General features: G+C 46.2%; 27 protein-coding genes. 16 read left to right on the forward strand and 11 right to left on the reverse strand.

Annotation, left to right across the window (positions count from 1 at the left end):
• Positions 1 to 84: 84 nt before the first annotated feature.
• From ICV36_RS02755 to smpB, 5 genes are all read right to left on the reverse strand, one after another.
• A complete protein-coding gene (locus ICV36_RS02755; protein WP_215401014.1) occupies positions 85 to 981 on the reverse strand; it encodes a peptidase in 897 nt (298 codons plus the stop codon).
• Positions 982 to 1034: 53 nt separating this feature from the next.
• On the reverse strand, positions 1035 to 1832 hold the full coding sequence (locus ICV36_RS02760) for a transglutaminase family protein (RefSeq protein WP_215401015.1): 798 nt from the start codon (positions 1830 to 1832) through the stop codon (positions 1035 to 1037).
• Between the two features lie 12 nt (positions 1833 to 1844).
• Entirely contained in the window at positions 1845 to 2822 is a 978-nt protein-coding gene (locus ICV36_RS02765) for an alpha-E domain-containing protein (protein WP_215401016.1), read from the reverse strand.
• A 28-nt stretch (positions 2823 to 2850) separates the two neighbouring features.
• Complete coding sequence (locus tag ICV36_RS02770; RefSeq protein WP_215401017.1) at positions 2851 to 4263, reverse strand: circularly permuted type 2 ATP-grasp protein; 1413 nt, start codon at positions 4261 to 4263, stop codon at positions 2851 to 2853.
• Positions 4264 to 4400: 137 nt separating this feature from the next.
• Entirely contained in the window at positions 4401 to 4853 is a 453-nt protein-coding gene (gene smpB / locus ICV36_RS02775) for an SsrA-binding protein SmpB (protein WP_215401018.1), read from the reverse strand.
• 25 nt (positions 4854 to 4878) lie between these two features.
• On the opposite strand from smpB, the gene ICV36_RS02780 reads away from it, so the two are divergent.
• From ICV36_RS02780 to ICV36_RS02835, 12 genes are all read left to right on the forward strand, one after another.
• A complete protein-coding gene (locus tag ICV36_RS02780) occupies positions 4879 to 5310 on the forward strand; it encodes a type II toxin-antitoxin system RatA family toxin (protein WP_215359568.1) in 432 nt (143 codons plus the stop codon).
• Complete coding sequence (locus tag ICV36_RS02785; protein WP_215401019.1) at positions 5303 to 5653, forward strand: RnfH family protein; 351 nt, start codon at positions 5303 to 5305, stop codon at positions 5651 to 5653. The genes ICV36_RS02780 and ICV36_RS02785 overlap by 8 nt, the downstream gene beginning before the upstream one ends.
• Before the next feature lie 26 nt (positions 5654 to 5679).
• Positions 5680 to 7143, forward strand: coding sequence for an IMP dehydrogenase (gene guaB / locus ICV36_RS02790; RefSeq protein ID WP_215401020.1), 1464 nt, complete (start codon positions 5680 to 5682; stop codon positions 7141 to 7143).
• Between the two features lie 35 nt (positions 7144 to 7178).
• Entirely contained in the window at positions 7179 to 8786 is a 1608-nt protein-coding gene (guaA, locus tag ICV36_RS02795; protein WP_215401021.1) for a glutamine-hydrolyzing GMP synthase, read from the forward strand.
• Between the two features lie 30 nt (positions 8787 to 8816).
• On the forward strand, positions 8817 to 9614 hold the full coding sequence (locus tag ICV36_RS02800) for a ferritin-like domain-containing protein (protein WP_215401022.1): 798 nt from the start codon (positions 8817 to 8819) through the stop codon (positions 9612 to 9614).
• A gap of 9 nt (positions 9615 to 9623) precedes the next feature.
• Positions 9624 to 11522, forward strand: coding sequence for a radical SAM protein (locus ICV36_RS02805; protein ID WP_215401023.1), 1899 nt, complete (start codon positions 9624 to 9626; stop codon positions 11520 to 11522).
• A gap of 64 nt (positions 11523 to 11586) precedes the next feature.
• Positions 11587 to 12288, forward strand: coding sequence for a hypothetical protein (locus ICV36_RS02810; protein ID WP_215401024.1), 702 nt, complete (start codon positions 11587 to 11589; stop codon positions 12286 to 12288).
• On the forward strand, positions 12264 to 12992 hold the full coding sequence (locus ICV36_RS02815) for a hypothetical protein (RefSeq protein WP_215401025.1): 729 nt from the start codon (positions 12264 to 12266) through the stop codon (positions 12990 to 12992). The genes ICV36_RS02810 and ICV36_RS02815 overlap by 25 nt, the downstream gene beginning before the upstream one ends.
• Before the next feature lie 28 nt (positions 12993 to 13020).
• Positions 13021 to 13674: a 7-carboxy-7-deazaguanine synthase gene (gene queE / locus ICV36_RS02820; RefSeq protein WP_215401026.1), complete on the forward strand. Its 654-nt coding sequence runs from the start codon at positions 13021 to 13023 to the stop codon at positions 13672 to 13674.
• A gap of 65 nt (positions 13675 to 13739) precedes the next feature.
• Positions 13740 to 14204: a 6-carboxytetrahydropterin synthase QueD gene (gene queD, locus ICV36_RS02825; RefSeq protein ID WP_215401027.1), complete on the forward strand. Its 465-nt coding sequence runs from the start codon at positions 13740 to 13742 to the stop codon at positions 14202 to 14204.
• Positions 14205 to 14663: a tRNA adenosine(34) deaminase TadA gene (gene tadA / locus ICV36_RS02830; protein ID WP_215401028.1), complete on the forward strand. Its 459-nt coding sequence runs from the start codon at positions 14205 to 14207 to the stop codon at positions 14661 to 14663.
• The gene (locus tag ICV36_RS02835; protein ID WP_215401029.1) at positions 14660 to 15604 is read left to right on the forward strand and encodes an LD-carboxypeptidase; all 945 of its coding nucleotides are present in this window, start codon (positions 14660 to 14662) and stop codon (positions 15602 to 15604) included. The genes tadA and ICV36_RS02835 overlap by 4 nt, the downstream gene beginning before the upstream one ends.
• Positions 15605 to 15677: 73 nt before the next feature.
• On the opposite strand, the gene ICV36_RS02840 is transcribed toward ICV36_RS02835, so the two are convergent.
• Genes ICV36_RS02840 through ICV36_RS02860 form a run of 5 tightly spaced genes read right to left on the reverse strand, consistent with a single transcriptional unit; the run spans position 15678 to position 21241 of the window.
• Positions 15678 to 16565, reverse strand: coding sequence for a 23S rRNA (adenine(2030)-N(6))-methyltransferase RlmJ (locus ICV36_RS02840; protein WP_215401030.1), 888 nt, complete (start codon positions 16563 to 16565; stop codon positions 15678 to 15680).
• A 6-nt stretch (positions 16566 to 16571) separates the two neighbouring features.
• Positions 16572 to 17363, reverse strand: a complete 792-nt coding sequence (locus ICV36_RS02845) for a phosphatase PAP2 family protein (RefSeq protein ID WP_215401031.1) — start codon at positions 17361 to 17363, stop codon at positions 16572 to 16574.
• Between the two features lie 5 nt (positions 17364 to 17368).
• Positions 17369 to 18628, reverse strand: a complete 1260-nt coding sequence (locus ICV36_RS02850; protein ID WP_215401032.1) for a glycosyltransferase family 9 protein — start codon at positions 18626 to 18628, stop codon at positions 17369 to 17371.
• 17 nt (positions 18629 to 18645) lie between these two features.
• Entirely contained in the window at positions 18646 to 19695 is a 1050-nt protein-coding gene (locus ICV36_RS02855; RefSeq protein ID WP_215401033.1) for a lysylphosphatidylglycerol synthase transmembrane domain-containing protein, read from the reverse strand.
• Positions 19696 to 19744: 49 nt separating this feature from the next.
• Complete coding sequence (locus ICV36_RS02860; protein WP_215401034.1) at positions 19745 to 21241, reverse strand: glycosyltransferase family 39 protein; 1497 nt, start codon at positions 21239 to 21241, stop codon at positions 19745 to 19747.
• A gap of 47 nt (positions 21242 to 21288) precedes the next feature.
• Between ICV36_RS02860 and ICV36_RS02865 the strand changes: the two genes are divergently transcribed.
• Complete coding sequence (locus ICV36_RS02865; protein ID WP_215401035.1) at positions 21289 to 22086, forward strand: DUF3047 domain-containing protein; 798 nt, start codon at positions 21289 to 21291, stop codon at positions 22084 to 22086.
• A gap of 55 nt (positions 22087 to 22141) precedes the next feature.
• Here the strand turns inward: ICV36_RS02865 and ICV36_RS02870 are convergent, their stop codons facing one another.
• A complete protein-coding gene (locus ICV36_RS02870; RefSeq protein ID WP_215401036.1) occupies positions 22142 to 24418 on the reverse strand; it encodes a cation-translocating P-type ATPase in 2277 nt (758 codons plus the stop codon).
• Between the two features lie 49 nt (positions 24419 to 24467).
• On the opposite strand from ICV36_RS02870, the gene ICV36_RS02875 reads away from it, so the two are divergent.
• The 3 genes from ICV36_RS02875 to ICV36_RS02885 all read left to right on the forward strand — a co-directional run bounded on the left by ICV36_RS02875 (position 24468) and on the right by ICV36_RS02885 (position 26398).
• Positions 24468 to 24662, forward strand: a complete 195-nt coding sequence (locus tag ICV36_RS02875) for a heavy-metal-associated domain-containing protein (RefSeq protein WP_251375058.1) — start codon at positions 24468 to 24470, stop codon at positions 24660 to 24662.
• Between the two features lie 66 nt (positions 24663 to 24728).
• Entirely contained in the window at positions 24729 to 25376 is a 648-nt protein-coding gene (locus ICV36_RS02880; protein WP_215401037.1) for a DUF47 domain-containing protein, read from the forward strand.
• A gap of 80 nt (positions 25377 to 25456) precedes the next feature.
• Positions 25457 to 26398, forward strand: a complete 942-nt coding sequence (locus ICV36_RS02885) for an inorganic phosphate transporter (RefSeq protein ID WP_251375119.1) — start codon at positions 25457 to 25459, stop codon at positions 26396 to 26398.
• The last annotated feature ends 95 nt before the right edge of the window (positions 26399 to 26493 follow it).

Genomic DNA, 26493 nt, shown 5'->3' on the forward strand with positions numbered 1-26493 from the left:
TAGTCACAAGTACTAAAGCAAAAGGCCTAGATTCCTCTAGGCCTTTTTGTTTATGAAGAGATCAAACGCTTAAGCGCAAGCAATTTACTTTTTCTTAGTCGCTACTTTTTTGACAGGCACCTTCTTTAATGGTTTTCTAGGCATTGTTGGTTTTGATGATGCAACTGTTTTTGCGGGTCTCGCTTTTGGTGGCCGATGATTGATCGGGACAGCTCCCATCTTTTTGGCCGGTGCTGAAATAGCGCTGGATTTATGGGCTCCGCTCCAGCTTGGTTCCGAGATGGAGTTAAATGCAGCGCGTAATTTTTCCCCCCATAACTGATGGATCATTTGGAAGTAAGGATTGGATTCATCCATAGTGACTAGTTTGTCGGCTCGCAATGAATTCTTTTCATAAACAAGCAAGTCCAGCGGCAGCCCTACAGAAATATTACTGTTTAATGTGGAATCCATGGAGATCAAAGCGCACTTGGTAGCTAGGTTGAGGGAGGTGTTGAAGTTCAACACTCTATCTAGAATAGGTTTACCGTATTTGGATTCACCGATTTGGAAGTAACAAGTTTCGGGCGTGGCTTCAATAAAGTTGCCAGCTGAGTAGATATTAAAGAGGCGAGGTCTTTCGCCTTTTACTTGTCCACCAAAGATCAGATTGCAGTTGAAGTCGATTCCGGCTTTTTCTAGTGCCTCGTGGTCACGTTCGTAAACCTGTTTGATGGCATCACCAATTACTACGGCGGCATCATGCGAATTTTCAGCGGTCCAAAGGTTTTTGCCGTTGAGAAATTGACCTTGGAGCAGAATTTCTTTAACAGCTTGAGTAATGGCTAGATTACCAGCGCTCATTAGGGTGAAAAAACGATCCTTTTCTTGAAATAAGGTCATTTTTCTGAAAGTGCCGATTTGATCTACACCGGCATTGGTGCGGGTGTCAGATAAAAACACAAGACCATCTTTAAGGCAAAGCCCAACACAATACGTCATTCCCAAACCCTCTTTATTATTTCTTAAGATTATCTCTTAAAAATCAGAGGAGCTTAGCTGAGTTGCTGTATCGATATATTGGCACTGAGCTCTTCACCGCCACCGCCAGAGCGCACCCCTTTAACTGGGGCGGCAGAGTAGTAATCCCTACCTATAGCAAGGCGTATATGGCGCGAATCAATTAAGCAAGCGTGGGTAATATCCACACTAGTCCAGATCCCTTTTTCAATATCACTACAAAAGTCGATCCAAGCATGGCTGGCAAGGTTAGGGGATTCTTCGGCAAAGAAATATCCGCTGACATATCGAGCGGGCACACCCGATGCGCGGCATAGACTTAACATGATGTGGGCATGATCTTGGCAGACGCCCGTTTTCATGGCAAAGGATTGTGCGGCAGTCGTAGCAAAGTTGGTTTGTCCTGGGGTGTACACAATCAAACCTTGTACTGCCTCAGCGAGTTTAAGTACTTGATCGACAGAATTTTTCTTTGGCAGACTATAAGAGAAGTATTCCAGCATCTCCTCTGTTGACTCGGTTAAATTGGTTTGCTGCAAAAGATAGTAGGGCGAGACTGCCTTGGCATCGTCGATAAACTCAAAGGCATCTTGAGTATGAACCTCACCCTCAGCCTCAATCATCATTGAGGTGTAGGGGCTCTCTTGGACAAAGACGCTGCAAAGATTGCCAAATGTATCTACTGAATTGGAAGCTTTGATTGGAGTGCTAATTTTCCATTTATCGATCTGCTGTCCAGCAACCGTCTGCGGTGTTAGTCTAAGCTCTTGAATGGAGTAGCGTACAGGTGTCTCATAACGGTACTCAGTGCGATGGCGAATTTTAAGATGCATATTTTTATTTTCTTAGGCAACGGCAAGCGGTATGAGATAAGCACTACTGAACTCATCGGCTATATGATTGATGCGCTCCAAGAAGGCTTCAATATATTCTTCTAGGCCTTGCTCAAATACCTCGTCGATATCAGAGTATTCTAGGCTTGCTTTGAGCTTGCCAAGTAAGCGCTCAATTTCTTTAGATTGTTGATTCTTCACCTCAGAAATTAAAGGGATCAATTCATTGACGCAACATACGAGTGATCGCGGCATTTGCCTGTTAAAAATCAGCAATTGAGCAACTTGTTTTGGTGTAACTTGATCAGAATAAATTTGGCGGTAAATTTCAAAGGCTGAGACAGAGCGAAGTAAAGCGGCCCAGTGATAGAAATCAAAGAAATCGCCATCAGCGCCATCATCAGACTTCTTGTTGGGACTTAATACCTTGATCGCTGCCTGATCTTCATATTTGGTTTGTAGAATACGGGCAGTATTATCAGCGCGCTCAAGTAGTGTGCCCACGTTAATGAAGTAGAAAGCTTCGTTCTTGAGCATCGTGCCGTAAAGAACGCCCCTAAACAGATGGCAGCGATGTTTTACCCATTCCAGCAGGCGACTAGGATCGGCTTGATGTCTTGCTTCTAAGATGCGTTGAAGTTCAAGCCAAGTGGTATTCTGAGTTTCCCAAACCTCGGAAGTAATCTTGCCGCGGATGACGCGCGCATTCTCTCGGGCGGCAAATAAACACGAAACAATGCTTGACGGGTTGCTGGTTTCATAAATCATGAAATCCAGAACATTTTCTCGATTGATCACATCGTATTTACTAAGAAATGCATCTTCTAACTTAGAAATCGTCAGTAATTTTTTCCAGCTTTGCTCTAAAAACTCTGCGGGCTGTGGAAGAAGGGAGGTCTGGTGATTTACGTCGAGCATGCGAGCAGTATTTTCTGCACGCTCGGTGTAGCGGGCCATCCAGTAAAGACAATCAGCGGTACGACTTAACATGTGTTTCCTTATTTCCTTTACTTTTCTCTCACTCTTCTAATACCCAGGTGTCTTTAGTTCCACCGCCTTGGGAGGAGTTCACTACTAAAGAACCTTCTTTGAGTGCAACCCTAGTCAATCCACCCGGAACCATCTTGATGGTTTTGCCTGAGAGAACGAAAGGTCTTAAATCGATATGTCTTGGCGCAACTCCCGACTCTACAAACGTAGGACAGGTGGAAAGTGCCAAAGTAGGCTGAGCAATATATTTGTCTGGATTGGCGATCAGGTGCGTTCTAAATTCTTCAATCTCTGCTTTAGTGGATGCGGGTCCAACCAACATGCCGTAACCACCAGCACCATGTGTCAGCTTCACAACCAACTTCTCTAAATTGGCTAATGTGTATGCCAAATCATCTGTCTTGCGACATTGGAAAGTAGGAACATTATTGAGAATCGGTTTCTCACCAAGATAAAACTCGATCATCTCGGGGACATACGGATAAATAGATTTGTCATCGGCGATGCCAGTACCAATCGCATTTGCTAATGTCACATTACCAGCACGATGTGCTGACAATAAGCCAGCAACTCCCAGAGTCGAATCAGAGCGGAATGCCAATGGATCTAGGAAGTCGTCGTCGACGCGTCGATAGATCACATCAACCCGCTCGGGTCCTTGAGTGGTGCGCATAAAGACCTGTTCATTCTTAACAAACAAGTCCTTACCCTCTACGAGCTCAACGCCCATCTGCTGCGCAAGGTAGCTGTGTTCAAAGTAAGCCGAGTTGTACATGCCGGGCGTCAATACAACCACATTCGGTTTTTTAACATCATCCGGTTTCACGGACTTGAGACATTCCAATAAAAGATCTGGGTAATGCTCTACCGGGGCAATGCGATATTTTTGAAAGAGGTCAGGGAAGAGTCGCATCATCATCTTGCGGTCTTCAACCATGTATGACACACCCGAAGGTACGCGCAAATTATCTTCTAGAACGTAGAACTCGCCCTCGCCAGCACGTACGATATCGATACCAGCAATTTGCGCATAGATATCGCGCGGGACGCTAACGTTACGCATCTCGGGACGATACTGCGCGTTGTTATAAATTTGTTCAGCCGGAACAATACCTGCCTTAATAATTTCTTCATCGTGGTAAACATCGTAGATAAAGCGATTAAGTGCTTTTACACGTTGACGCAAGCCTGCCTCAAGCTGCTCCCACTCTTTGGCGGTAAAGATACGGGGCACTTGATCAAATGGAATGGTTCTTTCAGAACCAAGATCGTCCCCATAAACAGCAAAAGTAATACCCACTCGTCTAAAAATCAGGTCGGCTTCAGCACGCTTGAGACCCATTAGGGTGTCGCTTTGCTGCTTCAGCCAGTTGTGAAAGATTTGGTAGTGGGGACGCGCTTTGCCTGCGGCGTCGAGCATTTCGTCAAAAGGCAATTTCATAATGACAAATTAATGCTTTTGCAAAGGCGGGCACAAATGATTTGAAGCGCCTTGGTGCTGGATTGCACCATAAAAGTGCATAAATGCTCAGATATTTGCTTGAAGGGCGGTTTAGTCCAGATTTGGGGGGTGTTGGGTTAAGCGTTTAGATCGCCTCTAGCGATGCGGCCTTTTTGAACTTCCCATTCCCGTTCTTTGGTTGCAGCACGCTTGTCATGGAGTTTTTTACCCCTGGCAAGACCGATTTCGCATTTGACGTTACCTTTGGAGAAATGCAGGTTTAGAGGCACCAGGGTGTAGCCCTTTTGCTCTACTTTGCCAATCAGTTTGCGAATCTCAATAGCATTGAGAAGGAGTTTTCTGGTGCGCGTGTTGTCCGGAACTATATGGGTGGAGGCTGATAGTAGGGGGGTGATATGGCAGCCGATTAGAAAAAGCTCCGCCTTGCGAATGACGACATACGCTTCTTTGATGTGCACGCGACCTGCGCGGATAGCTTTTACTTCCCAGCCTTCCAGTACAAGCCCTGCCTCAAAGCGTTCCTCGATAAAATAATCAAAGAAGGCTTTTTTGTTATCGACGATACTCATATTTATTTAGCTCTCAAGAACGATTATGGCAGACGTCTACAAGACCGTTTTAATTGGCCAATCAGCTGACCGCATGTACGGGTTAGTGACGGATGTCGCCCGTTATCCCGAGTTTCTGCCCTGGTGTGGCGGGGTGGAAATTTTTGAGCAGACCGAGACTGTGCTTGATGCCAAAATCAATATTCATTTCAAGGGTATTACGCAGTACTTTCATACTCGAAATGTGAACCACCGCCCAGAGACCATTGATATGGTGTTTGTAGATGGTCCTTTTAAGCATTTTTCTGGTCAGTGGAACTTTATCCCGCTACGGGAAGATGCCTGTAAGGTCGAATTTAAGCTTCATTGGGAGTTTAAGAGCGTCATCCTCGATAAGATCATTGGCCCAGTGTTTGGGCACATTGCTGGCACCTTTGTTGATTGCTTTGTAAAGCGTGCCGAGGATCTCTATGGCTGAGCGCTCGCTTGAGCTCATGCTTTGCGATGTCAGGCAGGGTGAACCAGAGATAAAGGCGTTCAGGCTGATTCTGTCGGCTGACGAGTTGCCTACGGTTGGCTTGGCCCTAGTTCAGGCGGGTATTGCGTTTGATCCAGACGACCCTGTATTGGCCAGAAAAGGCTGCTTTGGCGTTTTTGGTAAGCGTAAGGACTGGGATAGCCCAATTTATGCCGGAGACCGTTTAGAGCTTTATTCCCCGCTATTAATTGACCCTAAAACGGTTAGACGCAAGAAGGCGAATCAGAATCAGGATGCCAAATTCCAGGCTGCCGCAGCTAAAAGAAAGGCTAGGAGGCTATAATCTGTTTTTGCGACTAGGGGTTTTGCATGCGACTCATTCAAAAAGCACTCACTTTTGACGATGTGCTCCTCGTACCGGCCTATTCATCGGTACTTCCTCGAGATGCCAGCTTGGCAAGTAAGTTAACTCGAGACATTTCACTCAATACACCATTGGTGTCCGCTGCGATGGACACCGTTACCGAAGGTCGATTAGCAATTGCTATGGCCAGCGAAGGTGGCATTGGCATCATTCACAAAAATTTAAAGCCTGCCGAGCAAGCTCGTGAAGTGGCAAAAGTGAAACGTTATGAATCTGGTGTGTTGCGTGATCCGATCACCATTAGCCCAGACGTCACTTTGCGTCAGGTAATCCAACTTTCTCGTGAACATGGTTTCTCAGGATTTCCTGTTCTGGTTGGTAAAGAAGTTGTTGGCATTATTACGAACCGCGATTTGCGTTTCGAAGAAGATTTAGATGCACCAGTCAAAAGCAAAATGACTCCGCGTGAGCGCTTAATTACCGTGAAAGAAGGTTGCTCATTAGATGAAGCAAAGCGTTTGATGAGTCAGCATCGTTTAGAGCGCGTACTGGTTGTCAATGATCAGTTTGAATTACGCGGCCTTATTACTGTTAAAGATATTCTCAAGGCAACCGAACATCCGAATGCTTGTAAGGACAGCGAAGGTAAGCTGCGTGTGGGTGCAGCGGTTGGTGTTGGTCCTGATAATGATGAGCGTATTGAGTTGTTGGTGCGTGCAGGTGTTGATGTCATCGTTGTGGATACTGCGCACGGTCATAGCCAAGGCGTATTAGATCGCGTGAAGTGGGTTAAGAAAAATTTCCCTCACGTGCAAGTAATTGGCGGCAATATTGCGACTGGTGATGCTGCCAAGGCATTGGCAGATCATGGCGCAGATGGCGTTAAGGTTGGTATTGGCCCCGGCTCAATTTGTACCACCCGCATTGTTGCTGGTGTAGGGGTTCCGCAAATTACGGCGATTGTGAATGTGGCAACCGCACTCAAAGGTACTGGCATTCCATTGATTGCTGATGGCGGCGTACGTTACTCGGGCGATGTTGCAAAAGCGCTGGCAGCGGGTGCGAGTTCCGTGATGATGGGTGGCATGTTTGCCGGAACCGAAGAAGCCCCTGGTGAAGTGTTCTTGTATCAAGGTCGTTCCTATAAGAGCTATCGCGGCATGGGTTCTTTGGGGGCAATGGCAGATGGTTCTGCCGACCGTTACTTCCAAAGCGACATCGTTGCGAATGCAGAAAAGCTCGTACCAGAAGGCATTGAAGGTCAAGTGCCATACAAAGGTAGCGTTTTAGCAATCTTGCATCAGCTCACTGGCGGCATCCGCTCTTCCATGGGTTACCTCGGTTGCAAAACTATTGCTGAGCTCCATGAAAAAGCCAACTTTGTAGAAATTACATCAGCGGGTGTGCGTGAATCACATGTTCATGATGTGAAGATTACTAAAGAAGCGCCTAATTACCATATTGATTAACAAATAAAAAAACTGAAATAAAGACTGTTCCTTTCGTGCACGACAAAATACTGATTCTCGACTTTGGCTCACAAGTAACTCAACTCATTGCTCGGCGTGTACGCGATGGACGCGTGTATTCAGAAATCCATCCTTATGATTGCGACCCTGAATTTATTCGCAAGTTCATTCAGGAACAAGGTGGCAAGGGCATCATTCTCTCTGGTGGACCAAGTTCAGTAACTGAAGATGGTAGTCCGCGTGCACCCCAAATTGTTTTTGAGCTTGGTGTTCCCGTTCTAGGCATTTGCTATGGCATGCAAACCATGGCAACCCAGTTGGGCGGCGCTGTAGCATCAGCAGAGTCATTGGGTAAAGCGCGTGAGTTTGGTTACTCTGAAGTACGTGCCCACGGTCACACCAATTTACTCAAAGGTATTCAGGACTTTTCTACCAGTGAAGGTCATGGCATTTTAAAAGTGTGGATGAGTCATGGTGATTCAGTCACTACATTGCCGCCATCATTTAAGTTAATGGCTTCAACTGAGTCTTGCCCTATCGCTGGCATGGCGGATGAAGAGCGCCGCTTCTATGCTTTCCAGTTTCATCCCGAGGTGACGCACACTATTCAAGGCACCGCCATCATTGAGCGTTTCGTGCATGAGATTTGCCAATGCAAACCTGATTGGGTCATGGGCGACTATATTGCAGAAGCTGTTGAGAATATTCGTAAACAAGTTGGGGATGAAGAGGTCATTCTTGGCTTGTCGGGCGGTGTGGACTCTAGTGTTGCTGCTGCCTTAATTCATCGCGCAATTGGTGATCAACTCACTTGCGTTTTTGTAGACCATGGTCTGCTACGCCTGAATGAAGGCGACATGGTGATGGAAATGTTTGCACGCAATCTAGGCGTGAAGGTGATCCGTGTTGATGCTAAAGAGAAATTCATGGGCGAGTTGGCTGGCGTTACTGATCCAGAAGCTAAGCGCAAAATTATCGGTAAAGAATTCGTAGATATTTTCCAAGCTGAATCAGGAAAAATTAAGAATGCAAAGTGGCTTGCTCAAGGAACGATCTACCCAGACGTGATCGAGTCTGCAGGTAAAGGTAAGAAGGGTGCGCATACGATTAAGAGTCATCATAACGTTGGTGGTCTGCCTGAAGATATGCACCTGAAGTTGCTTGAACCATTGCGCGAACTCTTTAAAGACGAAGTACGTGAGCTTGGTGTTGCCTTAGGTTTGCCACGCGAGATGGTGTATCGCCATCCATTCCCAGGCCCAGGCCTTGGTGTTCGCATTCTGGGTGAAGTGAAGGCTGAGTTTGCTAGCTTGCTACAACGTGCTGATGCCATCTTCATTGAAGAATTGCGTAACACGATTGATGAAGTAAGTCAGAAGTCTTGGTATGACCTTACTAGCCAAGCATTTGCTGTCTTCTTGCCGGTGAAGTCTGTAGGTGTGATGGGTGATGGCAGAACATATGAATACGTTGTTGCCCTCAGGGCTGTGCAGACCCAAGACTTTATGACTGCACACTGGGCTCATTTGCCGCACGACTTGCTCGGTAAAGTATCGAACCGCATCATTAATGAAGTCCGAGGCATCAATCGCGTGGTGTACGACATCAGCGGAAAACCGCCAGCAACGATCGAGTGGGAGTAAGGGGCGGGCTACACCAGCCTGCTATTTTCTATGCCTGAGTTACGAGAAACTTCACTCGCAATCCTGGCAATCTTGGATGCGCAAACAAAAGTAAGTCAGTTATTCAACTTGTTTGATGCATATCAAAAGCAAATTATTTCTCTTGATGTTTCTCGTCAGATTGAATGTGGGGCATTAACCCTTCCAGGACGCCCTGCAAAGCCAGACTTGGTGCTTCCTAAGCTTGTTCCCAAAAGAAGAATGGATACACCTGAAGGTAGGGCGGGATTATTGCATTCACTGGCGCATATTGAATTCAATGCCATGAATCTTGCTTTGGATGCGATCTGGCGCTTCCCAGGTATGCCCAAGGAATACTACGAAGACTGGCTCAAAGTTGCCAAAGAAGAGGCTTATCACTTCAGCTTAGTAAATGAGCATCTGCAAACGCTTGGATTTACCTATGGTGATTTCCCTGCTCACAATAGTTTGTGGGAGATGGTCGAGCGAACAACCGATTCAGTCATTGCTCGCATGGCGCTGGTGCCCAGAACAATGGAGGCTAGAGGGTTGGATGCAGTTCCTTCGATACGGGATCGCTTTAAGCAAATAAAAGAAGCTCGTGCGGTTGAGATCTTGGAAATTATTCTGAATGATGAAATTGGTCACGTGCTGATTGGCAATCGCTGGTTTAATTACTTGTGCGAAAAAGATAGTCTTTCCCCAATTTCCGCTTATCGAGAGTTGGCCGCTCAATATCGAGCACCCGTTCTCAAGGGGCCATTCAATATAGAGGCCCGTAAGCAAGCAGGCTTTACAAGCGAAGAGTTAGATCTTCTCGGAGCATAGTTGATGAGCATGAAGGTGTTAAGCCTCATTCCGCCTATGACTCAGCTGAATACGCCGTATCCTTCTACAGCGTATCTCACAGGGTTTTTACGATCTCGTGGTGTTGACGCTGTACAAGAGGATCTTGCTTTAGCGCTCGTGCTGAGCTTTTTTACTCCAGAAGGCATTGCTGAAATACGCACAGAAGCGTTAAATGTTGTAGAAGAGAATCGTAGCGCTAGCATCAATTTTTTCTTGGATTATTTTGATGCTTATCAATCTACCATCTCTCCAGCGATTGCTTTCTTACAAGGTCGCGATAGCACTTTAAGTCATCGTATTAATACTCGCGAGTTTTTGCCTGAGGGGCCGCGCTTTGCTTCGCTTGATGTGTTTGAAGATGAAGGGTCTTCTGATCCCCTGGCTTGGGCTTTTGGTGCTTTGGGATCGCAAGACAGAGCACGCCATTTAGCAACCCTTTACCTCAATGATCTTGCAGATGTATTACGTGATGCAGTTGATGATCGTTTTGAATTCGTCCGCTATGCCGAATCCTTGGCTAGTAGTCAGCCGACTTTCACGCCATTAGCAGATGCGCTAAAGGCTGAACCAACATTAATGGATTTGCATTTACAGGCACTCACTATCCAAGCAATTGAGCGTCATCAGCCGAATTTAGTGCTGCTATCAGTTCCATTTCCTGGTGCAATGTATGCAGCTTTACGTATAGCCCAGGTAATTAAAAATACTCATCCAGAAATCAAGATTGCCTTAGGTGGCGGCTATGTCAATACAGAGCTTCGGGAGTTATCTGATGTTCGTATCTTTGATTATGTGGATTTCATCACACTCGATTCTGGAGAGAGGCCCTTGCTCTCTTTGATTGAGTATCTCGAGGGTAAGCGTTCTGTCGAGAGATTAGTGCGTACCTTTATGCGTGATTCAAGCAATAAAGTGCAATATCTCAATTGGCAAGAGCCCGATATTCCTTTTGAGGAAGTCGGTACTGCCACTTGGGATGGTTTACCGCTAGATTCATATCTATCTCTTCTTGATATGCTCAACCCGATGCATCGCTTGTGGAGTGATGGTCGGTGGAATAAATTGACGGTTGCGCACGGATGCTATTGGAAAAAATGTAGCTTTTGTGATGTATCACTTGACTATATCTCTCGCTACGAAACAGCTTCCGCAAGTTTGCTGGTGGATCGCATTGAGCAGATTGTTGCTGAGACTGGGCAGACTGGATTTCATTTTGTGGATGAAGCTGCACCACCTAAGGCACTAAAAGCGCTTGCCGAGGAACTCATTCGCCGCAAGGTACTAATTTCATGGTGGGGGAATATTCGTTTTGAGAAGACCTTTACCCCTGAATTAGCCGAGCTATTGGCAAAAAGTGGATGCATTGCCATGTCTGGCGGTCTAGAAGTGGCCTCCGACCGTTTGCTGAATCTGATGAAAAAAGGCGTGTCGGTTGAGCAGGTCGCTCAAGTGACCAAAGGTTTTTCAGATGCTGGCATCTTAGTACACGCTTATTTAATGTATGGTTTCCCAACACAAACCGTACAAGAGACAGTTGATGCTTTGGAATACGTAAGACAGCTTTTTGAGAATGGCTGTATTCAAAGTGGCTTCTTTCATCGCTTTATTTGTACCGTGCATTCTCCTGTGGGTCTGAATCCGCAAGAGTATGGAATTGAATTAATCCCATTACCAGAAACGACCTTTGCCAAGAATGATGTTGCCTTTATTGACCCCGCTGGTGTTGATCATGATGTATTAGGTCAAGGACTGAAAAAGGCTGTCTACAACTACATGCATGGTGTTGGCTTTGATATTAAAGTGCAATCCTGGTTTGATGATTCAAAAATTGCTATTCCAAAGACATCTGTGCCTAAAAATTTTATAGAAAACGCTTTATACCAATAGTCTTCAAATATTTGGTGGGCATACAATGAATTTACAAAGTCTTCAATTTATGTGGGAGAAAGAAATGAATATATCGCGCCGCACTTTCATTGCATCAGCTGCTTTGGCTCCAGTGGCATGTGGGGTTCCTTTAGGATATCAACGAGGCACTCCCGTTGCTCAGCCAAAACCCACTCCGAATATCAGGGCGCCTCAAGTTGGGCAGGAGTGGACATATGTGAAGCGCGATGTGTTTGACGGCAAGATGCTAGGCGTTATAACTGAAAAAGTAAGCAGCATTGGCTCGACTATCGTCATTGAACGCACAGATGAGAATGGCAGTAGATTGGCCAGCGAAATTCAAGGACCTTGGGGGGTAGTGCAGACCTCTACTGCATGGCCGCGCCTGATAAGCTTCAATCCACCGATACCTTTGTGGCCTCAAGAGCTCAGTTCAAACTGGAGCAAGCAGCTAAATACCAAATATAGTTTCGGCGGATACTCTGGTAATTCGTATGGCTGGCAGGAATACATGAGTGCAAATGGCTGGGAGCAAATTACCGTACCCGCCGGAACTTTCTTAACATTGCGCTACCAAAATCTCATTAACTATGAGAGTGAGGATGATAATAAGGTGGACTGTATTCGCAAGGAAACGATTTGGTTTGCGCCTAGCATTGGTCGCTGGGTAGCTCGTGAGTCGTCTGGTACATATATGATCCAAGGTCAACTTGGAGCGCAAATTTTGGAGGGTAGTTATCAATGGCAACTCACTTCCTACAAGTAAAGTCTTTGCAAAAGCTATTTCTTTTTACGCTGCCATTATTTTTAGTGGCATGTATTTCATCCCAACCTTATCCTAAAGGCGTAGTCGAGCCTCAACCACAACCTACGCCTATTGTGCGTGCTCCAAAGGTTGGTCAAGAATGGGTGTACCAAGTTCGCAATGTTTTTAACCAAGAAGTGGTTGATGTTGTTACTGAAAGAGTGGTTTCAGTAGGGGAGCAAATTCGCATTTCTAGATCTGGCGCAAAGGCTGGTCCGCTCCCCGATGAAATCCAGTCACCTTGGGGATATGTCGTTCAAGATCCGCATTGGTCTCCACCACAAAAGTTTGCTCCAGCAGTGCCGTTATGGCCTTCGCCATTGACTGTGAACTCGAGTAGTTATACACAATCGAGATACCAGGTATTGGGTTATCCGGATGGCAGTTATTTCTGGGGCCTCAGTATGGGTGCCTCTCAGTGGGAGCGTTTATCTGTTCCAGCCGGTCAATTTTTGACCTTGAAGTATCACAATGAAGTTCCATATTTCGAAAGCCAGGATGTCTTTAGGGTATCGAATTATCGAGAGGAAGATCTGTGGTTTTCCCCGGAAATTGGGCGGTGGGTAATACGTAGATCATTTGGGCGCTACCTACTTGGGGGTATGAGGTGGAACGGTGCCCTTTGGGAAGACTATCTGGAGTTGGAGTTAGTCTTCTGGAAATAGGCAATGCGCTTAAAATAGAGGCATTGCTATGTATACCGTAAAAGAACTATTTCCCACGCTTCAGGGCGAAGGTGCCCACGCTGGTAGGGCGGCAGTATTTTGTCGCTTTGCGGGATGCAACCTTTGGAGCGGACGTGAAGAAGATCGCACTTCAGCGGTTTGCCAGTTTTGCGATACCGATTTTGTGGGTAGCGATGGCATGGGTGGCGGTAAGTTCGAAACAGCCATTGCTCTTGCTGATGCCATCGAAGCTTCATGGAGAAGTACTCAGGCTGGACCTCAGCAACGGTATGTGGTTTTTACTGGTGGAGAGCCTCTCCTGCAATTGGATGAAGAATTGATTGCAGCGCTGCATCAAAAAGGTTTTGAAGTGGCCATTGAGACTAACGGTACTATTAAAGTACCAAAGGGTGTTGACTGGGTTTGCGTTAGCCCCAAGGCAGGGGCTGAGTTGATTGTTCTCCAGGCAGATGAATTGAAGTTGGTGATTCCGCAAGCGAACCATCAGTCATTAGAGAAGTTAATGGCCCGTTTTGAGGGAATGGATTATCGCAATCGATTCTTACAGCCTATGGATGGCGAAAATCTCAAAAGCAATACTGAGTTAGCAGTGAGTTTGTGTCAAAAACGCCCTTTGTGGAGATTGAGTCTGCAATCCCATAAACTGATTGGAATTCGGTAATTCAGTAATTTAGATAGGCGTCAGATAAGCATTCGTTAAGCACCAATTGATTAAATAAGTAGCCAATGACAAATAAACAGCCAGCCATCTCGATCACCCGTCGTCTAGAGTTTGATTCGGGGCATCGCATTCCCAATCATGATGGGCAATGTCGCCATTTGCATGGACATCGCTATGCCATTGAAGTGACGCTAACTGGTGAGGTGGCAGATCACCCAGGTAAAGCGGATGATGGCATGGTGCTCGACTTTGGCGATATTAAGCGCCTAACAAATCAATATGTGGTTGATCTTTGGGATCATGCATTTTTGGTGGCCAAAGAAGATGAAGGTTTAGTGGCCTTTTTGGCAACGCTTCCCAATCACAAGACGGTCATCATGGAGCATGTTCCTACTGTAGAGAATTTGGCGAATGCAGCCTTTGCTATTTTGCAACCCGTTTTTAGCAATGCGTTTAGCGGTCGCCTTGAACTCTCTGCAATTCGTCTTTATGAGACGCCCAATTGTTGGGCTGATGTTCATTCTGCGTAAATGACGCAAGCAGAGATTGATCAGCAATATATGCGCCTGGCAATTGAGCAGGCTCATTTAGCTGCGCAGTCAGGCGAGGTTCCTGTAGGAGCTGTATTGGTCAAAGATGGTCAAGTTATCTCAAAAGCATTTAATAAGCCAATTGCCAATCATGATCCTAGTGCCCATGCTGAAATGTTGGCTTTGCGAGAGGGTGCTTTAGTTGAAAAAAATTACCGCATCCCGGGTAGCACCTTATATGTGACCCTTGAGCCTTGCGCGATGTGTTCGGGTGCGATGCTCCATGCTAGGATTGAGCGTGTAGTCTATGGTGCAGCTGACCCCAAGACAGGTGCGGCTGGAAGTGCTCTGGATGTATTTTCTGTAAAGCAGATAAATCATCAGACTAGTGTTGAGGGTGGCATTATGAGTGAAGAGTGTGGTCAATTGCTACGTGATTTTTTTAAGGGACGACGTTGAAATCTATTCATCTCATTGCTCCATCGGGAGCAAGCTTAGATACCAAAAGTCCACTGGTTGGTATTGACTGGTTAGGCCGACAGTCTATTGCCGTCCAAAATATAGAGTGCGTTCAACGTGTGCACGAGCGCTTTGCAGGTAGTGATGAAGAGCGTCTTGCTGAGTTAAATGCTATTGCTAAGCTTGATTCTCAGCTCGTTGTCATGGCAATGCGAGGGGGTTATGGTCTTCATCGCTTGCTTCCTATGATCCAGTGGGATGCGATCGCCAATGCTGTAAAAAACGGTTTGCAAATCTGCGGTCACAGTGATTTCACTGTTTTTCAGTTGGGTTTGCTAGCGAAGACGGGCGCAATTACTTTGGCCGGCCCGATGTTGAACTACGACTTTGGACGATTGGGTGAAGATGGTGCGCCAGTAGCTCCAGATGAATTCATGTGGGAGCATTTTCAGGCTGCGGTCCATGATCAAAGGCTTGCTTGCCAGATATCTGCCCCACAATCTTTTCTGGGTGAAGCAGGCTCTAGATCTCTAAAGGGTTTGTTGTGGGGTGGAAATTTAACAGTGTTGGCTGGCTTAGTTGGTACGCCATATTTTCCTTCTCAAAAGCAAACTCAGGGCGGTATCTTATTCTTAGAAGATGTGAATGAGCATCCTTATCGCATTGAAAGAATGTTGATGCAGCTCCTGGATGCAGGCATTCTTTCCAATCAGGGTGCAATTTTGTTAGGTGGCTTCTCTGCTTATCGCCTTTACGATAATGACAAAGGATATTCACTCGAGCGTGCGATTGAAGCTATTCGTAAGCGCTTGCCAGAAAATATTCCAATCTTGACTGGGCTGCCATTTGGCCATCAGGCAAATAAATTGACTTTACCTGTTGGTGCTCAGGCTAGCATTCAGTTCAACACAAATGGATTTGAAATCAACTCACGGTGGTAATTTCCTTTAGCAATCGTTTAAGCCACTTCGTATTCAAGGGTGCGCTCATTTCAATTGCGATCAACCTTCGTGACTAGTTCTTTGCTTCAAAGCTCTTCAGTAAAAATTGCCCGCCGACATCAATTCCTAAAGCCTTAGTTAGGGTGGGTAGGGCTTGGGCTAAGTGCTTTTCTAGAGTCCAAGGTGGATTGATGATAAACATGCCGCTCGCTTGTAGACGGCGTTCTCCGGGAGCATTTTCAACACGTAGCTCTGCATGTAGCCAAGAGCGCTTATGAGAAATCGCAATCTTTTTCAGGCGATCAGGTAGGGCCGTCGACTCTCTTCTAGATAGCACGGGGTACCAAATTGCATAGCAGCCAGTGGCAAAACGTTGAAGGGCTTCTTCCATGGCAACTTCAAGGTAGCGATAGTCTTGTTTATCTTCATAAGAAGGATCAATTAACACGAGACCACGCCTACTTGGAGGCGGGAGTAATCCCTTGAGGCGTGTAAAGCTATCCTGAGCATAAATATCAATTTGTTTGGCTTGCTTGAGCTCGCCGATATTGTGTCGAAGAATATCAATCTCTTTTGGGTGAAGCTCAAATAACTTAAGACGATCTTGTGAGCGCAACAGGCGAGCCAAGATAAATGGCGAGCCAGGATAGGTAGTAAGTTGACCTTCGATATTCTCGGCATCAATATATTTCAGATACTCTTGAATGCTTTCAGGCACTGGCGTATTTGCATGCTTACAGGTTTCTACATATTGCATTAGGCGGAAAATGCCGCCATCCGCCTCTTTGCTTACTGTAGAGAATCCATCTTGTAGGCTATAGATACCTGCGCCAGCGTGGGTATCCACCATGGTAAGGCCGCCAGGTTTCTCTTGTAGATACTGCGCTAAATGAATGAGTGTTAGGTGCTTCAGAATGTCAGCGTGACTTCCTGCGTGAAATGCATGTCGATAGCTAAACATCGTAAATTATTCTGGTATCTTAGGCGCTTTTATCAATTGCGCTTTTACATAGAAAATGAGAGTAGTGGCCACAATAGCAATCGATAGATATTGCAGTGGCAGATTTAGCTCTATATCCATAATTTGAGTGAGGTGGGCATACATCGCCGTAACACCTCCAAGAGCAATCAAGTGCGCCCAGATCTTCTTTGGGCCCAACTGATTTTCTGGAAATTGATTGGCCAGCAGGGCTCCCAGCATTCCGCACCATATGCCAACGCCTGCCCCACCCAACACATCAGTGAGCCAATGTGCTCCAACAGCATTGCGTGATAGGCCAACTAGTGCGGCAAGTAAAAATAAGAGCATGAGTGGTGCACGCTTGTTTTTATCTGCGGAAAAATAGAGAGCGCTTGCAACAGCAAATGCAGTGAGCGTATGGCCAGAGGGAAAGGCTCTATGCAGGAGTGCCTCACCGATGCGATAAAAACTTCCTTCGGCTAACAATCCCGCAGGTCTTGGAAGATCAAAGAAACCCTTTAAAAAGGTGCTTGCTAATGCTGCAATTGCCCCAGCAAAAATACCTGCGGTCAGCATCCTTGGTGCAAGAAGTAGTAATGGAAAGGTGAGCGCAAACACCCCCCACCCATTACCTAAAAAAGTAAGCCAAGCCCAAAACGTATCCGGGAGTAATTGCGTAAAGTGATTAATGAATAAAAAACTACTGCCTTGCAGTTCGCCAAAATAAATAGCGAAGGCGAGCGCAATAGGGGCAAGTGGAATAAACCAAGCAAACTTCGGAATTGCTTTGTTACTCATTTAGCTTAGCGAGCCTTTGCCTTGTCGGCATCTTGCAGTTGCTTCATCACTTTATCAAGCACTTGTGCAACGGTAATGGCTTGCATGCACACATTGTCATGACAAGGCGTTTTGCGGTGATTGGCGGCGCTCACGCAGGGCGAGCATGCCAAGTTTGCTGTAATTGCAATCGAGTTCCCAACGGACCCATACAGTGCTGGGGTTTCTGGTCCAAAGAGAACTACCGTCCTCAATGAGGTTACGGCTGAAAAATGGCCAGGACCTGAGTCATTAGTAACCATGACGTCTGACAATGTGTAAAGGGGTGGTAATTCAGTAAAACTTACTTGCCCAGCAAAATTTAATGCGTTCTGAACATTGGCCACAGCACGAACCTTTTCTACATAATCAAATTCTGCAGGAGAGCCAGTAATAAGAATGAGGTCGTTTGGGTATTGCTGATGAACTGCTTGAATGAGTTCAGAGAAGCGCTGCTGTGCCCAACGACGCTGTGGCAGTAAGTCACTGGCATTTGGATTGATCAGAATAAGGCGTTCTTTACCTGAGGTGTAATTGATATTGGCCTCTTTAGCTAATTTTTCGATGCGCTCACGCACTTTCTCTAGAGAGCTTGGATCGATGATCGCTTGTTCTAATTGAGCTTCGGAATCAGGAATCTCAATTTTGCTAAAAGGTACTTCTATTTTCTGGGCAAAAGCCGCATGAATTAAAGATAGGAAATTCTTGGTGATATGAATATGCGGGTTGTAATGCACTTTGCGAGTCAGCATAAAACCACGCCACAATCCTTCGCCGTGGAAGATGTGATAACCCACGCGACGGCGAGCACCACACATACCAGTGAGTAGGGCGGTAAAGCGCGAGAACAACTCCAGGTCAATCACAGTATCAATGCGATGCTTACGCGCAAGGATCAGAAAGCGCAGCGTATCTTTAATTAAACCGCCCAAGCTTGATGAGTCAATCGTAAAAATATTTTCTGGCTTAACGGTGTTGAGTAATGTCAGGCTAGCGCGATTGCTCTTGAAGATTAAGAAAAATAGCTCAGCCCCACGTGCTTTTGCATTGCGCATCGCTGGATCAACCAAGATAGCGCTACCCATTTCTGAGAGTTCAATAAAGAGTAACTTTTTGGGAGTCTCTGGGCCGCGGTTGAATATATTTTTTACTGCATCAATCAAAGCAACAAAAGGGCTAACAATCGCACAAAGCGGCACGCCGACCCAATGATCAATCGCGCGCATAGTATTGACACTAATAGTCATAGTTTTGCTCTAAAAAATTATTTTCGTTTTAATAAGAAATAGGCGCCAGGCAGTACTGATAAAACAGTAATTGCTCCATAGCTGATGGACGCCACAACAGTTAGTGAGGGGTTAACGCCCCATAAAGCCAAGACCGAAGACAGCGTTGCTTCTCTCAACCCCCAGCCAGAAATACTAATGGGCAGCATCAATAACAAGCTTAGCGCAGGCAAGCCAATCATTAATCCCTCTATGGGAGCATCTACTCCATACGCTTTTAGGCAAAAGAGTAAGGTCAAAATAGTGAGGAAGTGAATGCCAATTGCCAAGCAAGCTTGGGCAATATTGTTTGGCCACGCAAATGCAAGTTGGATCCCGGGCATAGCGTTATTCATATTGAAGCGCTCTAACAGCTTTTGCAGTAGTTGCTTGCTCGGCCCCCAAGCCAAAATGAGGGCAATGGCAACACCAGCTAATAACATCACTGCCATTACCGCATAGCCTAAGTCCTGTCCCCATGCTGCCAATGTTGCGCCACCCAATATCAAGCCAATACCACCCAGCAAATTATTCCCCGCCAAACCCAAAAGGCGATCGACTAGCACCATGGAAAAACTTAAGCGTAATTTAGGGGTGGCGTGTTCAAGATCTACTGAGTGATGTAGCTCAACATCTAACTCTTTGGTTTCAGTGAGGTTGCCAGTACTAGTTAAATGTGTTGCAGTAATTGCGCGATAGCTGTCACCACCTAATGTGCTTGGTAAGCCCTGATTAATTAAGCCACCCGCAAAGTAGAGGCCGATATAAGAACGAATGCGGCGCGGAAACCCCACGGCTTGCATAAATAATCCCCAGCGGTATCCGCCACAAACAAACGCAGACATCATGCTGGCTAATGCAGCTAAAAACCAGAGTGGCTGCATCTGAATATGGGTATCCAATAGTGAGTGCCAATCAATCCCGCTCGTTGCTTTCCAGAGCAGGGCGATGGAGAGAAGGATGCGAATGGTTGGCCAAGCACGTTTGAGGATGGATTTCCACCCAGATTGGGCGCCGGAATGGGGGGTCAGCTTGGCTGGTGAACTCATAAGCGTAAGGATAATGCCTTGGGCGCCTAAGGTCTTGAATTTGGGGGTATTACTCTTTTTGGCCCGGGCCTTGCCAGTGACTGCACAGGCTAAAGTCAAATTTGGATAGAACTTTGCTAAATCGGACGACTTCTAGGCTATCCAAGGGCTCGCATGCATCAAATGCCGTGTTGTTACCTACCGGCAAGGGGTAAGGCATGCCTGACCAGCGAATAAGGAGTACGTTTGCCCCAATTGGTAAATCTCCAAACCAAAGGTCAAACTGATCTCGTCTCTGATCTAAAACAAATACTGGGGTGGGTGATGCGTACCATGCAGCGCGACTACCTAAGGTCCAGTTTTGAACAGCAATGCCATCAACCTTGGTTGCCTTTGCCAGTTCAGCTGCTTTTTGACCTGCTGTTTTCCAGCCATATAAGTCTGCAATCGGATTGGATTTGATGGATGCGGAACTAATGCCACCAGATAAAACATAAGCAAAGCCAATTAAACACAATGTCATTTGGATGAAAAATAAAATCCGAATCCAATGGCGATGTTGTGTGGCCCAGGCTTTTGCTAAGCCAATCCCAGCAAATGGCGCAAGACAAAACCATGCGGGCGACGTCCAGTGAGGAAGTCCGCCACCACCCGAAAGACTGACAAAAATTACAAATGGAATTAAAAAGAATCCAAAAAGAGCTAGCAGCGAAAGCTTGGTTGCGTGCATGCAGTCTTTAAGAAAAATCAATGATCCCAAGATAAAGAGGGGGCCAAATACCAGTATCTGAATGCCTATGTATGCACCCAGTCTGCGCCAGAGCCATTCACCACCGCCACCATGAGCAAGTTGATATTTAAAAGAAATCCAATCGTTGGCCCAATTCCAATACAGCACGGGGCTAATCAGTAGCAGTGCGATGACAGCAGCGAGCCAAAAACCAACTTTAGTGATCCATGGCTTTCTTGGCGTGCTCAAAAATACGAACAGCAGTGCAAGGGCAGTAAAAGCGGCTGTGTATTTGCTTAAACCTGCTAGACCTAACAGGACGCCAGTAATGATCCAGTCACCAACAGTAAAACGCTCTTTGCTGAGCCAACGTAGTCCTACTAACATGAGACCAAGACTTAAGGGGGCGAGTAGAGTGTCTGGTAACAAGCCAATTGCAAGAATGTGCAACATCGGCGCTGCAATAACAGTGAGCACTGCCATCAATCCACATAAGTTTGCTGATGGCAAGGCGCTAGTGAGATAGCCAGCATTACGTCCGCGAATAAAGTGATGCACTTCAACGGTGACTTCATACACCAAGTAGCAAGAAAGAACCCACAGCAGTTCTGGGATCAGTCGAATGACACCTTCTGAGGAGGTGAGTGCAACCAGGGGCCACTGAATCCAGCCGACTAAGGGTGGATGATCAAAATAGCTCCAAGCCAAGTGCTGGGCATACAGCGCATAGTGAGCTTCATCTACTGAAAACTCGATTGGAAAACCCAAGACTAGGTGCACTGCTGCTGCGATTAAGACGCAGATTGCAGCCCAGCTAGAAGGTGATTGATGGCGCATAGGATGATTTTAGACTCACGGAGTTCAATCTTTGGGACAATTACGGCATGCTCAAGAAAAATTGCTTACTTTTCATCCTCGCCACAGCGCTATTGTTGGTTGGATGCGCTGGCCTAAGTGGTGATTCTGTGCAAAACGAAGCTGGTCAACCCTTCAATGCAGAACAGTTGCCGGCTCAAGAGGATCTGCCTAAATTCTCTGCTGAAACTGCGCGTGACGGCATGCCTAATGGCTGGAACTTCTATCGTATTGCACCATTTAAAAAGAATACGGTGTATCGCCTGGAGAACTATCAAGGTAAAACAGTCCTTAGCGCGAATTCCAAAACATCTGCTTCTGGATTGGCGGTTAAATTGCGCCCGCGACAGGCTGCTAATTTATGGCTGCAGTGGGAGTGGAAGGCGCTAAGCCCAATTGTGAATGCTGATAATGCGGATGGTTATACGGATGATGCCCCTCTGCGTATCTTGGTTGCATTTGATGGTAATAAATCGAAGTTGCCCCTAAAAGAAAAAATGACTTTTGAGATGGCCAATCTCATTAGCGGGCAAGATATGCCCTATGCCACCCTAATGTATATCTGGTCTGGAAAATCACCCGTGGATACCATCATCACGAATGCCCATACTTCACGGATAAAAATGATTGTGGTGGATTCTGGTTGGGATAACTTAGGTCAATGGCATAAGCACCAGCGTGACCTCGCAGCGGACTATAAACGCGCTTATGGTGAAGCACCGGGGGAAGTCATCGGCATTGCCTTGCTTACGGATACTGACAATACCAAATCAGAAACGCGCGCGTTTTATGGTGATATTGAATTGATCCGCAGGGCTCAAAAATAAGTAAGACAAATCAGTAAAGCAAATCAGCAAACCCAATCAGCAAGACTATTTATTCTCAGCGATTGGGGTGCCAACGTTTCAGCAGTAGTGCATTGCTAAGAACGCAGAAGCTCGATAGCGCCATTGCGCTACCAGCCAGCATGGGCGAGAGGTAGCCCGTGGCAGCCAAGGGGATGCCTGTGGCATTAAATATAAATGCCCAGAATAAATTTTGTTGAATCTTTTTCCAGGTCCGTTTAGAAATATCAATAGCATTCGCTACCAATGTTGGGTCGCCCCTCATTAAGGTGATACCAGCAGCTTGCATTGCTACATCAGTACCAGTGGACATGGCCATACCTACATCTGCAGTGGCTAGGGCAGGGGCATCATTTACGCCATCGCCTACCATGGCAACATATTGATGTTCGCCATTTTTAGACTGAAGTTTACGAATCACCTGAGCTTTGTCACCAGGCATTATTTGTGCAAATACCTCCTGAATGCCAATCATCTTGGCAACGCGGTTGGCTGCGGCAATGTTGTCACCCGATAGCATCACTGATCGTATATGTAGGCGGTGCAATGAGGAGATTGCTTCTTTTGCATTTTCTTTTAGCTCATCTCCAAAAGCGATGATGGCAATTGGTGATGAAGGTGATGATGGAGATTCATTGTTCATCAACACGCTGACGGTTTGACCTGCATCAAAACAGGCTTGCGCTTTCTTCAATACTTCAGCCTGATGACTATTGGCCTCCAAAGATGCAATGCTTTGTAGGCTCAGGCTTTGGCCTATAAAAGCACCTGAACTGGGTTTGCCGCTAATGCCAATACCTGGCAATGCTTTGCTATCGGTTGGAGTGATAGGCATACGGCCTTGTTGTTTGACCGCATCTAGCAGAGCTTTTGCAAGAGGATGTTCGCTTCCAAGTTGCAGGCCGGCTGCAGCTTGCAGGATCTCATTCTTATCAAATGCATTTGAGAGGGGAATGATCTCCAGCATTCTGGGTTTGCCAATCGTTAGCGTACCTGTTTTATCGAAAGCAACTATATTTAAGCGATGCGCTAACTCGAGCACCTGGGGATCTTTAATCAGAATTCCAAAACGTGCTGCCACTCCAGTTCCAGCCATGATGGCTGCAGGTGTTGCAAGACCAAGGGCGCATGGGCAAGCAATCACGAGAACAGAGACCGCTCGCAAAATGGCAATCGATGCAGAGTCTAAATAAAACCAATTCACTAATCCAGTAATAGCTGCAATCACTATGACGCTAGGTACAAAAATTGCACTGACTTGATCGACTAATTTTTGGATCGGAGCCTTTTGGGTTTGAGCGTCTTCCACCATCGAGATGATTTTGGAGAGCACGCTTTCGACGCCAACTGCTTGGGCCTCAATGGCTAACAGGCCTTCTCCATTAAGGGAGCCACCAATGACTTTTTCGCCAACATGCTTTTTGACGGGATCACTTTCTCCTGTAAGAAGGGATTCATCGACATGGCTATTACCAAGCAAGATGATTCCGTCAACAGGGACGCGTTCACCAGGCAGTACCAAGATTCGATCTTTTGGGAATACCTGATCCAAAGGCAGGTCACGAAATTGGTCGAGAGGGAAATTTTCGGTAATAGCGATATCTTGATTAATGACTTTGGCATGCTCTGGCCAAAGTTTCTGTAAGGCGCGTATGGCTTCACTGGTTTGTTGTTTTGCTCTTGCTTCTAGCCATTTACCAAGCATCACCATACAGATGATGACTGCAGATCCTTCGAAGTAAAGCTCATGACTAGCATGAGGCGAGGAGATCATTTGATAGACGCTTAAGCCATATGCTGCGCTCGTGCCTAGTGCGACTAGCAAATCCATATTGCCAACGCCGGACATTAAAGATTTGAAGCCTGCTTTATAAAAACGCCAACCCAAGAAAAATTGCACCGGAGTCGCTAGTGACAGTTGCCATTTAGGTGAAAGCGCCCAATGAATGCCCAGGGGCATGAGAAACATAGGTAAAAAGAGTGGGGCGGATAGAGCAAAACCAAGAATGACGCGACCCAGACCATCAGTTCCCCAGAACAACTTAGATGGCGCTTGATCAGGTATCGAATGAGGGTTGCTGATTTTGGCTGAATAGCCTGTTTTTTGTACTAAAGCGATGATTTCATCGAGTTGGGTCTCTGAATCCGCCCTTAGACGAATTTTGGCCTGCTCGGTAGCTAAATTGACGCTCGCTGCCTCAACCCCAGGAATCTTATCTAAGGCCTTCTCGACCCTGCCCACGCAGGATGCACAGGTCATGCCGCCGATATCTAGGGTAAGTAGCTCTGATTTAGTGTCTTTTGAAGGGTTCATAGAAGATAATCTACTGCATACAAGCCAAATTCATATCAAAAGGGCCTATATGTTGAGTTTAAAAATATCCGGAATGACTTGTGGCGGCTGCATTAACGCCGTTACCAGAGCAATTCAAGCCCAAGATCCGCAAGCAACAGTTCAGGCGGATCTGGCGAGCCAAACCGTCAATCTTGAAACGACCCTATCTGAGGCGCAAGCGAGTCAGCTTATAACAGATGCTGGCTTTCCAGTTGCTCAATAACAATTGTTTAGAATGTCCGCAAACCTAACAAAACCCGTAGTTTTTGTTCCTAAAGGATCGTGATTTATGTTCTTCAGTAAGTTAATGCCTCACGATGGTAATTTCTTTGAACTTTTTAATGAGCATGCTAACAATATTGTTTCAGCCTCTGAGTCATTCTTAAAGTTTGTTGAGCATTACGGCGATGAAGTTTTGCGTGCTAAATATACTCAAGACGTTGATAAAGCAGAACATGCCTGTGACGACGTAGTGAAAGAAGTGCATCGTCGGTTGCATAAAACATTTATTACGCCTATCGATCGCGATCAAATTTTCTCACTCATCAATACGATGGATGACGTTGCTGACTTATTGCAAAACGGTACTGAAGCGATGCATTTATATGATGTCAAGCAAATGACTCCAGAAATGGTGCAAATGGCGGAGCTTTGCAATCAGTGCTGTATCAGTATGAGAAATGCCGTTGCTACCTTAAAAGATATTTCCGATCCAGAGGTAGCCAAAGCAGCCTTGAAGACTTGCGATGAAATTGATCATCTAGAGTCTGGAGCTGATCGCCTTCTATCTACTGCGATTACTAGGTTATTCCGCGAAGATATCGAAGTTCGTGAACTCATTAAGTGCCAGCGCATTTACGAGTTGCTCGAGGAAGTTACAGATAAATGTGAAGACGTTGCCAATTTGGTTGAAGGCATTGTTCTTGAAAACTCTTAAGGCGAATTAAGTTGCCAGCGACAGAAGTAGCTTTTTGGGTAGTTGCGCTTTTAGTAGCGCTTGCCCTCGCATTTGACTTCATGAATGGTTTTCATGATGCGGCCAACTCCATTGCGACGGTTGTCTCTACTGGTGTTTTAAAGCCGCAGCAAGCAGTTGTTTTTGCAGCCTTCTTTAATTTCCTTGCTATCTTCATTTTTCATTTAAGCGTTGCTGCAACTGTGGGCAAGGGAATTGTTCATCCTGCCGCAGTGGATTTGCATGTGATCTTTGGCGCTTTAGTGGGCGCGATTATTTGGAATGTGATTACTTGGTATTACGGTATTCCATCGAGTTCGTCTCATGCCTTGATTGGCGGCTTAGTCGGCGCAGCATTGCCTAAGGCTGGGGTGGATGGTTTGGTTTGGTCGGGAATAATCAAAACAGTTTCCTTTATTTTTATTTCACCGTTGGTTGGCTTCTTGCTGGGTTCCTTGATGATGTTGTTGGTAGCTTGGGTTTGTAGAAATGCGAACTTGGCAAAAACAGATCGTTGGTTCCGTCGCTTGCAGTTACTTTCTGCTAGCGCCTATAGCTTGGGTCATGGTGGTAATGATGCTCAAAAAACCATCGGCATTATTTGGCTCCTGCTCATCATTACGGGCTATGCGGAAGCTGGTGCCAAGATGCCTCCGACCTGGACTATTGTTTGCTGTTATATCGCTATCGCTGCTGGCACGATGTTTGGAGGCTGGCGTATTGTGAAGACTATGGGCCAGAAGCTTACTAAGCTAAAGCCAGTCGGCGGATTTTGCGCAGAAACTGGTGGCGCCATTACGCTATTTGCTGCGACTGCGATTGGTATTCCCGTTTCCACTACCCACACAATTACTGGGGCTATTGTTGGAGTGGGGTCGACTCAACGGGCCAGTGCGGTCCGCTGGGGTGTTGCTGGAAACATCGTCTGGGCCTGGATCTTCACCATTCCAGCTACTGCTTTGATGTCGATGGCGGTCTACTACCTGAGTCTGCTGATTTTCTAAAGCGGAAGAGAGAGGGTGACTAAGGTTAACTAAGGTCACTTTCAGCAATTATTTGCGGCTACGAGTAAGCTAGCGCTAATTAAGAAAATTCCATA

This window comes from Polynucleobacter sp. MWH-UH35A, from assembly GCF_018687075.1.
In the GTDB taxonomy this organism is placed as follows: Bacteria; Pseudomonadota; Gammaproteobacteria; order Burkholderiales; family Burkholderiaceae; genus Polynucleobacter.

Coding starts and splice junctions, on each gene's coding strand:
- ICV36_RS02755 (WP_215401014.1), bottom strand. CDS start 981: ATGACGTATTGTGTTGGGCTTTGCCTTAAAGATGGTCTTGTGTTTTTA.
- ICV36_RS02760 (WP_215401015.1), bottom strand. CDS start 1,832: ATGCATCTTAAAATTCGCCATCGCACTGAGTACCGTTATGAGACACCT.
- ICV36_RS02765 (WP_215401016.1), bottom strand. CDS start 2,822: ATGTTAAGTCGTACCGCTGATTGTCTTTACTGGATGGCCCGCTACACC.
- ICV36_RS02770 (WP_215401017.1), bottom strand. CDS start 4,263: ATGAAATTGCCTTTTGACGAAATGCTCGACGCCGCAGGCAAAGCGCGT.
- smpB (WP_215401018.1), bottom strand. CDS start 4,853: ATGAGTATCGTCGATAACAAAAAAGCCTTCTTTGATTATTTTATCGAG.
- ICV36_RS02780 (WP_215359568.1), top strand. CDS start 4,879: ATGGCAGACGTCTACAAGACCGTTTTAATTGGCCAATCAGCTGACCGC.
- ICV36_RS02785 (WP_215401019.1), top strand. CDS start 5,303: ATGGCTGAGCGCTCGCTTGAGCTCATGCTTTGCGATGTCAGGCAGGGT.
- guaB (WP_215401020.1), top strand. CDS start 5,680: ATGCGACTCATTCAAAAAGCACTCACTTTTGACGATGTGCTCCTCGTA.
- ICV36_RS02800 (WP_215401022.1), top strand. CDS start 8,817: ATGCCTGAGTTACGAGAAACTTCACTCGCAATCCTGGCAATCTTGGAT.
- ICV36_RS02805 (WP_215401023.1), top strand. CDS start 9,624: ATGAAGGTGTTAAGCCTCATTCCGCCTATGACTCAGCTGAATACGCCG.
- ICV36_RS02810 (WP_215401024.1), top strand. CDS start 11,587: ATGAATATATCGCGCCGCACTTTCATTGCATCAGCTGCTTTGGCTCCA.
- ICV36_RS02815 (WP_215401025.1), top strand. CDS start 12,264: ATGGCAACTCACTTCCTACAAGTAAAGTCTTTGCAAAAGCTATTTCTT.
- queE (WP_215401026.1), top strand. CDS start 13,021: ATGTATACCGTAAAAGAACTATTTCCCACGCTTCAGGGCGAAGGTGCC.
- queD (WP_215401027.1), top strand. CDS start 13,740: ATGACAAATAAACAGCCAGCCATCTCGATCACCCGTCGTCTAGAGTTT.
- tadA (WP_215401028.1), top strand. CDS start 14,205: ATGACGCAAGCAGAGATTGATCAGCAATATATGCGCCTGGCAATTGAG.
- ICV36_RS02840 (WP_215401030.1), bottom strand. CDS start 16,565: ATGTTTAGCTATCGACATGCATTTCACGCAGGAAGTCACGCTGACATT.
- ICV36_RS02845 (WP_215401031.1), bottom strand. CDS start 17,363: ATGAGTAACAAAGCAATTCCGAAGTTTGCTTGGTTTATTCCACTTGCC.
- ICV36_RS02850 (WP_215401032.1), bottom strand. CDS start 18,628: ATGACTATTAGTGTCAATACTATGCGCGCGATTGATCATTGGGTCGGC.
- ICV36_RS02855 (WP_215401033.1), bottom strand. CDS start 19,695: ATGAGTTCACCAGCCAAGCTGACCCCCCATTCCGGCGCCCAATCTGGG.
- ICV36_RS02860 (WP_215401034.1), bottom strand. CDS start 21,241: ATGCGCCATCAATCACCTTCTAGCTGGGCTGCAATCTGCGTCTTAATC.
- ICV36_RS02865 (WP_215401035.1), top strand. CDS start 21,289: ATGCTCAAGAAAAATTGCTTACTTTTCATCCTCGCCACAGCGCTATTG.
- ICV36_RS02870 (WP_215401036.1), bottom strand. CDS start 24,418: ATGAACCCTTCAAAAGACACTAAATCAGAGCTACTTACCCTAGATATC.
- ICV36_RS02875 (WP_251375058.1), top strand. CDS start 24,468: ATGTTGAGTTTAAAAATATCCGGAATGACTTGTGGCGGCTGCATTAAC.
- ICV36_RS02880 (WP_215401037.1), top strand. CDS start 24,729: ATGTTCTTCAGTAAGTTAATGCCTCACGATGGTAATTTCTTTGAACTT.
- ICV36_RS02885 (WP_251375119.1), top strand. CDS start 25,457: ATGAATGGTTTTCATGATGCGGCCAACTCCATTGCGACGGTTGTCTCT.